Raw genomic sequence first — 12,535 nt, 5'->3', positions numbered from 1 at the left:
GCTAATAGATTGTAAAAAAATGTAAAGCCTGTATATTTAAATTAGATGATACATATTTTTGTCTGTTCATTATAAATTAGAAGTTTCAAAATTAATATCATACACATAGAGTTTTAACTATTCATTCCGTCAACTTGTTATCAGCCATGACACTACCTGAGCCTCAAACCGATATTAAAGACATTTACCCGTCACCTCCCAAGTCAAATCGGTGGCTGCGCTTACTATTAGCTGCACTGTTATTAATTGGGGGTCTCAGCGGGATAGCATGGAAATTGCTAAATCCTGAAAAACCAAATTCAGCAGTAGCTAATGCTCCACCTCCAGGGGTTAAAGTTAAACTATCACCAGTGCAAACAGGTACAGTTGAAGATAGTACGGAATATATAGCCAGTCTGGAATCGCGGCGTTCAGTCAACCTCCAACCGAGAATTCAAGGTCAGGTTTCGCAAATATTCGTGAAATCGGGAGATTCAGTTTCCTCCGGGACTGCGATTCTGCAAATAGATTCTCAACAACAACAAGCCGCAGTTAGTAGTTTATCTGCTGCTGGTCGAGGTTCACAAGCGCAACTAGAAAATGTTCGCGCTACTCTTAAATCTTTGCAAGCAGAACGCCTAGCGAATGTTGCCAATGTGCGCTTAAGTCAACAAGATTATAAGCGTTATTCTGAATTAGCTGCACAAGGGGCTGTATCTCTTCAGACTCAAGATTTATATGCTAACAAACTAGCGACAGCAAAAGCCCAACTAGGGGCGATAGATTCCCGCATTCAAGCTCAAATAGCTACCATATCCCAGGTAGAAAAATCCTTACAACAATCTGATGCCAATATTAAACAACAACAAGTTCAACTTCAGTATTATAAAATAACTGCTCCTTTTGCGGGAACTGTTGGTGATGTTCCCGTTAAAGTAGGGGATTTTGTGAATACTTCCACACCATTAGCAACTATTACCCAAAACCGACCTTTAGACGTTAAAATTCCGGTTCCATTGGAAAAAGGTACACAATTACGTCCAGGATTGCCAGTGGAATTAATTAACGCCCAAGGTAAAATTATTGGCAATAGTAGTATATTCTTTATTTCTCCCAGTATTACTAATAACTCTCAATCAATATTAGTTAAGGCACTTTATAACAATGATAATGGGCAACTACGAGCTGATCAATCAATTCGGGCTAAGGTGATTTGGAATCAACGTTCTGGGGTGCTAGTTCCCACAACAGCAATATCTCGAATCGCTGGAGAAACCTTTGTATTTGTAGCCGAAGCTGGAAAATCTCCTCAAGGTAGTTCTCAATTAATAGCTAAACAAAAACAGGTGAAGTTAGGAAATATTAAGGGGAATGATTATCAAGTAATTGAGGGATTACAACGGGATGAAAAATTGATAATTTCAGGAATACAAAACCTCAGAGATGGACTACCAATAATTCCTGAAAATGAAGAAACAGGGAATAGTGAAAAGAAGTAATCACCAATTACCAATAGGACTCACGCAAAATATCTCTCAAACCCTCATTTCTCTGTGTCCTCTGTGCCTCTGTGGTTCGTTATTCCGTAAATCTTAATCAATCACCAATTACCAATTTATGTTTGTTAACTTCTTTATTAAGCGACCTGTATTTACCAGCGTCTGCGCTATTATCATTTTACTTGTTGGTGCAATCAGTATTCCCACATTGCCTACAGCCCAGTATCCAGAGATTAGTCCTACGCAGATTATCGTCAATTCTAATTATGTTGGTGCTAGTGCGGAAATTGTTGAAAGTACCGTCACAACGATTTTAGAACGGCAAATTAACGGTGTCGAAGGCATTAAATACATGACTTCGAGCAGTAGTAATGATGGTAGTAGTACGATTACTGTCACATTTGATGCTTCACGGGATAAGGATATTGCCGCCGTTGATGTGCAAAACCGCGTCACCTCGGCTGAACCCCAGTTACCAGAAGCGGTGAAGCAAACAGGAGTGACTGTGAGTAAACAGTCTAACAATATTTTGTTAGCGATCGGTTTGTTTAGTGATAATAAAGCCTTAAATAATGTCTTTTTAAGTAATTATGCAGATTTATATTTAGTAGATGCCCTGAAGCGAATTAAAGGTGTCAGTGAGGCGCGGATTTTTGGTGAACGTCGCTATGCAATGCGCCTATGGCTTGACCCGAATAAATTGGCTAGTCGAAATCTAACTACTGATGATGTGATTGATGCCCTGAAGGAACAAAATTTACAGGTAGGTGCGGGACAAATTGGACAACAGCCAGCCGTTGATGGTCAAATGTATCAAATTGACTTGAGGGCAGTTAGTAGGCTCACGGAAGTTGAGGAATTTGACAATGTTGTAATTAAAACTGCTGGTGACGGTAGTTTGATTAAGTTAAAAGATGTGGGAAGGGCGGAATTGGGAGCGCAAAACTATAGCTCATTTCTGCGGTTTAAGGGGAATGAGGGTGTGGGACTGGGGATATTTCCAACGCCGGGAAGTAATGTTTTGGACGTGGCTAATTTAGTCAAAAAGGAAATGGCGCGATTGTCGCAAAGCTTTCCGCCGGGGATGAAATATCAAGTGGCATTTGACACCACGACTATTGTAGAAGAATCTTTGGCAGAAGTGATAAAAACTCTTTTAGAGGCGATCGCTCTGGTAATTCTCGTTATCTTTATTTTCCTACAAGATTGGCGCACCACCTTAATTCCTGTGATCACTATTCCCCTATCCTTAGTTGGGACTTTTGCCTTCGTCAAAGCCTTTGGATTTTCCATCAACACCTTAACCATGTTCGGTTTAACCCTCGCAACAGGAATGGTAGTTGATGACGCGATTATTGTCGTAGAAAATATTTCTCGCTTAATTCAAGAAAAAGGAATGTCACCCCGACAAGCGGCTTCAGTCTCCATGCAAGAGCTATTTGGGGCTGTAATTGCGACTTCTTTAGTATTGATGGCGGTATTTGTACCTGTCGCCTTTTTCCCAGGTGCAACTGGACAAATTTACAAACAATTTGCCCTGACGATTGCCTTTTCTATCGCCATTTCCACATTTTTGGCTCTTACCCTCACCCCTTCTCTTTCTGCCTTATTGTTGCGGCGAAGACCCGCACCTAGAGGGATTTTTGGTTGGGTATTCGGTCGAATCAACTGGTTTTTAGAAGCCATGCGTTGGGGATATGAGCGCTCTTTAAGATTTTTGACGAGAATAAAAGCGATTATTCTCCTGTTATTTATCGGTTCATTAGGTTTCACCGCTTGGTTGTACATGACTGTACCCACCGCATTTCTCCCCGACGAAGACCAGGGTTATTTCATTACCATTATCCAGGGTCCAGAAGGTTCTTCACTCAAATACACCAGTAAAGTCATGAGTGAGGTAGAAGCAGAAATATTGAAATTACCAGAAGTTACAGGTACTTTTGCGATCGGTGGTTTTGGTTTTAGTGGTAGCACCGCTAACAGTGGCGTAATTTTTACAACTCTCAAATCCTGGGACGAACGAAAACAACCAAATCAATCAGTACAAGCCATTATTGGCAATTTAAGAAAAAGGTTTTCAGGAATTACCGAAGCTAGAGTTTTCCCAGTTAACCCCCCCGCAATTCGCGGTTTAGGTAGTTTTAGCGGTTTCCAATTTCAATTACAAGATATAGCCGGCACTAACAGCCTGAATTCTATGCTGCAAACTGTTGGTCAGTTTATGATGCAGGGAAATCAAACCCCCGGACTACAAGCTGTATTTAGTACCTTTACCGCCAACACACCCCAAATCTTAATTGAAGTTGACCGCAACAAAGCTAAATCTCTACAAGTTTCTATTGACGATATTTTTAAAACCCTGCAAACTTATTTGGGTTCAAGATATGTCAACGATTTTAATTTTCTTTCCCGCACATATCGGGTATACATCCAAGCAGATGCTCAGTTTCGTTCCAATCCTGATGATATTGGTTTATTAAATGTGCGTTCTGCAACTAATCAGATGATTCCTCTGAGTAGTTTGGTCAAATTAACTCCCACAACGGGAGCGCAAACTATTAATCATTACAACTTATTTCGTTCCATTGAAATTAACGGTTCTCCTGCTCCTGGTACTAGTTCTGGACAAGCAACTTTAGCTATGGAACAACTAGCTAAAAAGATATTACCCACAAGCATGGGATATGAATGGTCAGGTATTGCGGCTCAGGAAAAAGAATCCGGTGGACAAGCATCGATAATTTTTGGTTTGGGATTACTTTTCGTCTTTTTAGTCTTAGCTGCTCAATATGAAAATTATGTTGACCCTTTGATTATTATGTTGTCAGTTCCCTTAGCTATTATGGGAGCTTTAGCATCACAATCATTACGAGGTTTAAATAATGATGTATTTTGCCAAGTTGGGTTAGTCATGTTAATAGGTTTAGCCAGTAAAAACGCAATTTTAATTGTCGAATTTGCTAACCAATTACGAGAACAGCAAGGTTTATCAATTACCAAAGCCGCAGTAGAAGCAGCACAAGGTCGTTTACGTCCAATTCTCATGACTGCTTTTTCGACTTTGTTAGGAATTTTTCCCCTAGCAACTGCTACAGGTGCAGGTGCAGCAAGTCGTCAATCTTTAGGTACTGCGGTATTTGGCGGAATGTTTGTAGCGACTTTTTTAAGTTTATTTATTGTGCCAATTCTTTATATTATCATTGGGACAATTCGCCAACGTTTGCAACCTGTTCATCATTCTCCCTATTTAGAAATGCAAGAAGAAGATCATATTTCATTAAGATAGTATTTCTAGTACAAAACGGCGTAAATAAACCAACCATTCTAAATCCTCCAAAAGCCTATACTGTTTTCATTTTGACTTTTGACTTTTGACTTTTGACTTCCGCCTTGCGGTACTAGTACCACCTTGAAGTCTAAATTTTGTAGGTTTGTTTAAGAGGGTGTTTGAAAAGTTATGGTTGATGTATCAAATATTTTTTACCCCTCCCTAACCCTCCCCTTTACAAGGGGAGGGTTAGGGATTTTTATTGTTAAGTAATTGGACAAAAATATTTACAGTCATTGCGAGGGAAGGGAAGCAATCACAACCCTGGCGATTGCTTGATTTCACTTCGTTCCATATGGCTAACGCCACGCTGCGCTAACGCAATGACATTGTGTAATTAATTCTGTCTCACTACTTACCCCCCTTTACAAGGGGAAAGGGGGGGGTTTGGAGAGGGGTAAAATTATTTTCGTCGAACTCACGTTAAATAAAGTAAACACAACATTAAGAGAACATTGAATACAATTGTTTTAGTATTGAAGGAGATATATAATGATAGATAAAACTCAATTAGTAGATGTTCAACAATGGATTAAAACCCGTGCTTCTCTAGATGCCAACGAGTCGAATTTTTTGAGTTGGACAGGAAATATTTATAGTTTTATTCCTGGAGAGAAACGACAATTATTATTTAAAATCGTGGGAATGAGTGTGAGTCGGTGTATAACCACAGGTGAAGATAGTTGGGATTTTACTTCTAGAGAATTAACCTATTACCTCAATCCAGAAACCAAAGAGATTTTACATAAATGGGAGAATCCTTGGACACAGGAAATAGTGACCGTTATGCACGTTGCTAATAGTCCTGTTCAGGGTCAATTTAAAGGTCAACTACCTGTGCAATTAGACGGAGAAAAAACTAATTTTGTATTTGACATCTTTCCTAATTATCCCAATCCTTTAGCTGAAAATCCCGAATTTGCTGATTATTGTCCAGGAGGAATTTATCAAGCAGCAGAATTATTTAAAATCTCTGTTCCCACAGCAGATTTAGAAAATTCACAATTAAATTCGGTTACACAATTAAGCATATCTTGGGATAGAATCGGTCAATGGTTGCCCTGGATGAAAATGGGTGAACATCCTGGTTATTTAATTTATAGTGCTACAGGTAACAAAGTTAGTGGATTAACAGAATTACATCCAATTTTACAACAGGAGATTAACACTCGCGTTCCTTTATATAAAGCAGCACCAAAAAGTTATATTGAGGGAGAAGATATGACATCTTGGCTTTATTTTCAAAAGCATTTTTCCGCATATTTAGCTGGAGAAATATTCCCCATACCAGCACCAGAAGAAGTTTAATTGACAATTACAGCAGTCTTCATGTATTTAGACCAAACTCTTGATTCCTCTTTGCGCCTCTGCGTCTGGAACATGAGACAAAAAAATGTGGTTCATTTACCCGAAAATCCCTGTAATTACAGCTTTTGCATATTGTGACTAAGAGGATCAAAATTTCTGGGAAATTTGGTGCTTTCATCATAATATGCACGATTTAAATTCGCACCATACAACTTAGTATAATGCAGCCTAGCCCCTCGAAGATTTGCTTCAGTGAGATTAACACCGGATAAATTTGCTCTTGTTAAATTTGCCTTGGCTAAATTTGCTCTACTCAAATCTGCTCCCCAAAGTTTAGCTTTAGCTAAGTTAGCTTCACTTAAATCCGCTCCCCATAAATTAATCCCTGGCAAATAAGCATTAATTAGTTTAGCTTTGATTAGTTTCGCCGAAACAAAATATGTTTCGCCCGCAAGATAACGCCGTTTTAGTTCCTCAGCTTCCATATTTAAACCACTTGAGCCACAAAACCTCTATCCTAAGAATACTGCTTAAATTATTTGTTGGTATGTTCTCTGCACAAAAATTTTCGCTTATCAATCACTAGGAAATTAATACTATTTTTGGAAGTAAGTAGGTTGGCGTTGAAAATTGTCGTTATGGCAAAGCAAAAGGCAATAAGTAGTGAGACAGAATTAATTACACAATGTTATTGCGTAAGCGTGGCGTGGCGTTAGCCATATGAAACGAAGTGAAATGAAGCAATTCCAAGGGTTGTGATTGCTTCCCTTCGCTTGCAATGACTATAAATATTTTTGTCCAATTACTTAGGGACTTCCAATTAAAAAAATACCCAAAAATTTCTTGTAGTGCGGGCATCTTGCCTGCTAATCATCAAGAACGGGCAAAAATGCCAATCCCACAAAATTGGGGATTTTATTTTTTGGTGTTCCCTTAGTGAAGAGGGTTTGGGCGATTTTACGTTTCTTTACACAATTTGGTTTTATTGTGTTCACCTACTTACAGCTATTTGACATATAAAAAACGCCTGAGTTTTTAACCCAAGCGTTCCCCGTATAACTTTCTACCAATTCACTACTATTGTAACATTTAAAACCTGCGACTCAAATAACAGAAAGTATAAGCAGCGCGAGGAAAATTGTAACAAATATAAAATGAAGTGGTATCACTCCTTGCATTCACTAAGAATATCTCTTTTAAAATCAAATGGCTAGTGTAGAGAGTGACACTTTCTTAACTGACACTAGTTAAAAATGAAGCATAGTAAATAGGAGTTAATCAAACACGGCTAAATAGTAAATATCGCAGCATTTCTGTATAAAGATGTTGTAGTTATTGTAATTATACTTAGACTGAAATGACAAATCATAGAAGTAATTTATATTGATATAAAATGTATAAGTAAATACGGAAAAACATCTATTAGGGTGATGTAAATATGGGGTAAGGTTAAGGATATTCCCGACGAAAAAACAAGATACTCATTTTGAAACGATTCTGCGCCATTTCAGCGATTCCTAGATTCGTCAAGAATTGTAGAACCCTGTAACTGCAAGGGGTTCAATCTCAGAAAACCTTAAAATGAGAATTGCTGGAAATATTGATTTTCTCTGGATTTTTTGAGCTAAAATGGGGATAAGTAGTGAGGCAGAATTAATTACACAATGTCATTGCGTTAGCGTAGCGTGGCGTTAGCCATATGGAACGAAGTGAAATGAAGCAATTCCAAGGGTTGTGATTGCTTCCCTTCGCTCGCAATGACTGTAAATATTTTTGTCCAATTACTTACTGGGATCATCTCTGGCAGTAATTTTTCTAAATTATACATCTACACAACTCCAGCGAAAATGTCTCAAGATCCTCAACAATCACCTCAAATCCAAGAAGTAATTGGACTAAAAGCACAACACTTTGCTGATTTAATCAGAACCGCACAATTAGTTTTTGATCCGACTGCGGGAGTTACCGGCAGGAATGTCAAAATTGATTGGGAAGATTTTGGTATGCCTCGGAATATAGAGGATAATCTCAGAATTATTGGTGAAGAGTTTCAATATGCTTCTCCCCATGTTCCTGTTGATGTAATCTGGGGTAAATTAACCACAGAAACTCGAATTTGGTTTCTAGAAAAGAAAGATCAATTGTGGCAATTTGAAGAATTTTTACCTGCACTTGATGAAGATTAACTATTGCCAAAAATACTTTTTTCTAGTAGGATATATACATTTTGTATCCTACTTACTTACTAGAAAATAAAGTTGATGAAAATTATAAATTTCCAGTTTTTATTAGTTTTGATTTCTTTGATATTGCCGATAATAACTCCGGTTTGCCATAAGTCTAACATGGCTTTGGCAGGAAGTACAATAAATTATGATCAACCAATTATTAATCAGCAAATAGTTGTTAATAAGAGTGAATTTGGCGTAAAGATAGTCAACCCAGAAGGGAAAGTTAATTTTTTTCCAACAACTACAGTTCCATTAAAAGAAGGTGATGCTTATGGTTGGAGAATTACACTTAACAACTATCAAGGTAACATCAAAGGTAAAGTTAAATGGCGGGAAGTTTTAACTTTACCACAAGCCCCCGAAACTTGGACAACAGAAAATAATAAAAATTTCTCCATATCGAAAGATGGAAAAACAGCAACTTCCACCCGCACAGTAACACCTGTGAATGGTGTAATTGAAAACTTTTGGACTATTGCTGCTGGAGATCCTTTGGGTAAACATCAAATAGAAGTCTATATTGATGAAAATTTAATTGGTACTTTTGCCTTTGAAATAGTTCCGTTCTGAAATGACAGTTTTGTGCTAAATGTAAGTATAGCATCTTTTTTATAGACTAATTATGTTAATCTCATCTTCCATTTTTCTAGCCGGTGCTAGTCGCGGTGTTGGGCAAGAAATCGCTAAATATTTGATAGCACAACAAATTCAAGTTAAAGCCCTGTTGAGAACAGAAGCCGCTGCTGTGGCAGCAAAAGCAATGGGTGTTTATCCAATTCTAGGAGATGCGTTAAATGTAACTGATATTGAACAGGCAATTTTAGGAAATGAACCTATTCAAGCCGTTATCAGTACATTAGGTGGTTTACCCACAGATAATATCAAACCTGATTATATCGGTAATAAAAACCTCATTGATGCCGCAGTCAAAGCAGGAGTTAAAAAGTTTATTCTCGTGACTTCCATTGGTAGTGGTGATAGTGTGGTGGCTTTACCGCCCCAAGCTTTAGAAGCACTCAAACCAGTTTTAATTGAAAAAGAAAAAGCAGAACAATATTTAATTTCCAGCGGACTTAACTATACAATTATCCGTCCTGGTGGTTTAAAATCAGAACCAGCAACCAACAACGGAATTATCACCGAAAATCCTCAGATTGTGGGTACTATTCATCGTGCAGATGTTGCCCAATTAGTTTGTCGCTGTTTAGATTCTGATCATACTAATAATAAAATTTTCTCAGCGATAGATCGGAATATGATATATCCAGGATTACCGGAATTTGTGGAATTTAATTTAGATTAGTTGTTGTTAACTTTGAGGACTAAAGTCCTCACTACTAATTCAATTTAAACAGAAAATACTACCCGAAACCCACACATTCTTAAACCACCGTCTGCTTCATTCCAACTTCTACTAGCACTGCGACAAAGTTCTGCACTAAAATTCCATGCACCACCTCTTAAAACGCGACGATGTTTATCACCTCCATCTTCCCAGACACTACCATTTGTAGGTGCGCCATGATAGTTATTATGCCAAGGATCTGCACACCATTCCCAGACTAATCCGTGCATATCATATAAACCAAAAGCATTCGCAACTTCAAAATAACCAACATTAGTTGTTTCTTTCCGAAATCTACTTTTTGGTTCTATAGAATAGGTATCGCTACCGCTACAGTTAATTAAATCAGAAGTAATTGTTTCTCCAAAATGAAAAGATGTGGTAGTTCCTGCCCGACAAGCATATTCCCATTCGGCTTCACTAGGTAAACGATGTTCTCTCCCCGTTTTAATTGCTAATCTGGCACAAAATTCTACAGCTTCATACCAAGAGACATTTTCAACAGGCAAATTTGCACCTTTAAATTTTGATGGATTAGGGTGCAATTCTTGTTTAACTGGAGGTAAAGCTGCTATGGTTCTCCACTGTAATTGGGTAATAGGATATTTCCCCATAAAAAAGGGTGGAACTATAACTTGATGTTGGGGACGTTCATCATCATCACCTTCACAACTCAAAGAACCCATAATAAAAGTTCCATGGGGAATTGATACCATTTCTAAGGTTGTATTTCTGCCTAATTCTTCTTTAAAATATTTAGTATTCCGTCTATCACGGTTAACTTCTCTGCCAGAAGTGTCTACGGTAATGACATAAAAATCAAAGTTGTACAAGGGAGGTAAGGGAACAGTAACTTTTTGGGGAAGTGGTGGTGCTAATGGTGGTTTAGGAAAGGAAGAAAATTTGATAGCTACGGGAGATTTGGGAAAGTTCAAATCATCTAAAACATCCAGTGCTGATTGATATCTATCACTAGCAAAATGTTGGAGTAATTTATCTAAGATTTGCTTTAATTCATCACTAATAGTCATGCCTTTAATGCGTAAGCGTTCTTCCCATAACCATTTAGCATTCATGGCATCATAAAGATGATCTTGAAGTTGTCCATAATCATTTTGTAATGGTAAATCTTGAGTTAATAGGCGTACACAGGTGACACCCAAAGCATATAAATCACTCGCTTGACAAGCAAACCCAGCCATTTGTTCTGTTGGGGCATACCCAAGGGTATAAATAGCTGTCGCTTGTCTAGCGATACTGGTTTGAGTAACTTGTTTTGCACCTCCAAAATCAATTAATACGGGTTTTCTATCACTATCCCGACGCACAATGTTTTCCGGCTTGATATCGCGGTGAATCACATGATGTTTGTGAACAAAATCCAAAACTGGTAATAAGTCAGCTAAAAGTTGCCGAACTTCGGTTTCATCATAAGCTTGATTTTGTAGTTCTTCGAGAAGAGTTTTCCCAATAATAAATTCCTGGACTAAATACAAACTAGAACCTTGTTCAAAGTAAGCCAAAAGTCGGGGAATTTGGGCATGGTTTTCGCCCAAATCATACAGTCTAAAAGCTTCTTCTTTGAAAAATTCTGCTGCTTTAGCACGTTGTCCAGTTCCTTGAACTTGGGGGAAAAATTGCTTAATTACGCAAGGTGCATTCAGTCTATCTACATCTTCCGCAGCGTAGGTTCTGCTAAATCCACCTTCACCTAATAACCTCAAAACACGGTAACGGTTTCGCAGCATTTCCCCAAAGTTACTTTCTTGACAACTTAGACAAGATTTAGAGGTTTTCGGGTTGAAGGGGTTAGAACAATTGGGATTTTGGCAAATTTGCATGAATGTTGAGAAAATAGCATCTTGTCAAAATTCAGCCCCAATATTATTAAGTTGTCAAAACGATATTTATTACTATATTTGTCTAAACTATGAGTTATTTGATTTCAATGATTATTATGATTCAATTTATAGGTAATCATAAAAAATCATCTTCATCACCAAAATCACAGTTTAGATGATTTATTTATAAATAACACTATCAGTAGGAAAAATCTGTAGTGTTTGTTGCACAGATTCTGACTTTTCCCTTCCTCTAGGGACTCCGTACTGAGTAACTGCCCGATAATTGCCAGAAATATGTATCATTTCATAACTATTCTTACAACTTCCTCAAATTTTTGATTTACTTTAAAGGTAGATAGTATAAAGCTATCCATAGGACAGGCACATCAAAAAATACTGATATTAAGGATGACTTATGGCTATAGATACTCTAGCATTTATGACGACAATGGAAAATAGATTTGGTTTCACGGCTGAAGACAAATCTATTTTGAACGCCAATGCTGCCTGGGGTGAAGAAATTGCAGCGGAAATGGCGGGACACTTTTATGAATATCTAGGGCGTGATGCAGAAATGAATGCCATTATTAATGCTAGTGAAGGCAGAATGCAGCGACTCACAGATACATTCATCAAATGGTTTGCCGAAATGTTTACAGGAATTGATGATTGGGGTGCTGTTTATGCCCAACGACGTTGGCAAATTGGGGTTGTTCATGTGAAGGTGGGAATTCAACCCCAGCATATTGTTCCAGCCATGTCTACAGTCATTCATGAAGTAGGCAAGAAACTGAAAGCTGAGGGCAAATCTGAGGAATTAAAAGCTGCTTTAGGGCGGATTTGTATGATTGATTTAGCTTTTATTGAACAGTCTTACGTAGATGTTTCGACCTCGGCTGTGTTAAAAGAAACTGGCTGGTCATCCGCTTTATTAAAGCGTCTAATCAGCACAGGTGCAGCATCAATAAATTAATAGGGGCAGGGGAGTGGGGGGAGTAGGG

The 12,535-nt window shown here is 38.0% G+C and carries 9 protein-coding genes; 7 read left to right on the top strand and 2 right to left on the bottom strand.

Annotated elements, in window-relative coordinates; all coding sequences use genetic code 11:
- Positions 1–146 precede the first annotated feature (146 nt).
- From IQ228_RS10500 to IQ228_RS10490, 3 genes are all read left to right on the top strand, one after another.
- A complete protein-coding gene (locus IQ228_RS10500; protein WP_193962818.1) occupies positions 147–1,478 on the top strand; it encodes an efflux RND transporter periplasmic adaptor subunit in 1,332 nt (443 codons plus the stop codon).
- 118 nt (positions 1,479–1,596) lie between these two features.
- Entirely contained in the window at positions 1,597–4,764 is a 3,168-nt protein-coding gene (locus IQ228_RS10495; protein ID WP_193962817.1) for an efflux RND transporter permease subunit, read from the top strand.
- A 534-nt stretch (positions 4,765–5,298) separates the two neighbouring features.
- Complete coding sequence (locus IQ228_RS10490) at positions 5,299–6,114, top strand: DUF1838 domain-containing protein (RefSeq protein WP_027403613.1); 816 nt, start codon at positions 5,299–5,301, stop codon at positions 6,112–6,114.
- Between the two features lie 116 nt (positions 6,115–6,230).
- On the opposite strand, the gene IQ228_RS10485 is transcribed toward IQ228_RS10490, so the two are convergent.
- Positions 6,231–6,599, bottom strand: coding sequence for a pentapeptide repeat-containing protein (locus IQ228_RS10485; protein ID WP_027403614.1), 369 nt, complete (start codon positions 6,597–6,599; stop codon positions 6,231–6,233).
- Between the two features lie 1,362 nt (positions 6,600–7,961).
- On the opposite strand from IQ228_RS10485, the gene IQ228_RS10480 reads away from it, so the two are divergent.
- From IQ228_RS10480 to IQ228_RS10470, 3 genes are all read left to right on the top strand, one after another.
- Positions 7,962–8,300, top strand: a complete 339-nt coding sequence (locus tag IQ228_RS10480) for a hypothetical protein (protein ID WP_027403615.1) — start codon at positions 7,962–7,964, stop codon at positions 8,298–8,300.
- A 75-nt stretch (positions 8,301–8,375) separates the two neighbouring features.
- Complete coding sequence (locus tag IQ228_RS10475) at positions 8,376–8,915, top strand: hypothetical protein (protein WP_027403616.1); 540 nt, start codon at positions 8,376–8,378, stop codon at positions 8,913–8,915.
- A 52-nt stretch (positions 8,916–8,967) separates the two neighbouring features.
- Positions 8,968–9,648 (top strand): SDR family oxidoreductase, encoded by a 681-nt coding sequence (locus tag IQ228_RS10470; protein ID WP_027403617.1) that lies wholly within the window; start codon positions 8,968–8,970, stop codon positions 9,646–9,648.
- Between the two features lie 44 nt (positions 9,649–9,692).
- Here IQ228_RS10470 and IQ228_RS10465 read toward each other — a convergent pair whose 3' ends face one another.
- On the bottom strand, positions 9,693–11,531 hold the full coding sequence (locus IQ228_RS10465) for a bifunctional serine/threonine-protein kinase/formylglycine-generating enzyme family protein (protein WP_193962816.1): 1,839 nt from the start codon (positions 11,529–11,531) through the stop codon (positions 9,693–9,695).
- Positions 11,532–11,949: 418 nt separating this feature from the next.
- Here IQ228_RS10465 and IQ228_RS10460 point away from each other — a divergent pair, with 418 nt between their 5' ends.
- Positions 11,950–12,507 carry a protoglobin domain-containing protein gene (locus IQ228_RS10460; RefSeq protein WP_027403619.1) on the top strand — a complete coding sequence of 186 codons (558 nt, stop codon included), beginning with the start codon at positions 11,950–11,952 and terminating at the stop codon, positions 12,505–12,507.
- Positions 12,508–12,535: the final 28 nt, after the last annotated feature.

Origin of the sequence: Dolichospermum sp. LEGE 00246 (genome assembly GCF_015207865.1) — a bacterium.
GTDB classification, from domain to species: Bacteria; Cyanobacteriota; Cyanobacteriia; order Cyanobacteriales; family Nostocaceae; genus Dolichospermum; species Dolichospermum heterosporum.
Note: the sequence above shows the minus strand (reverse complement) of the source record. Positions and strands in the feature narration are given on the sequence as shown.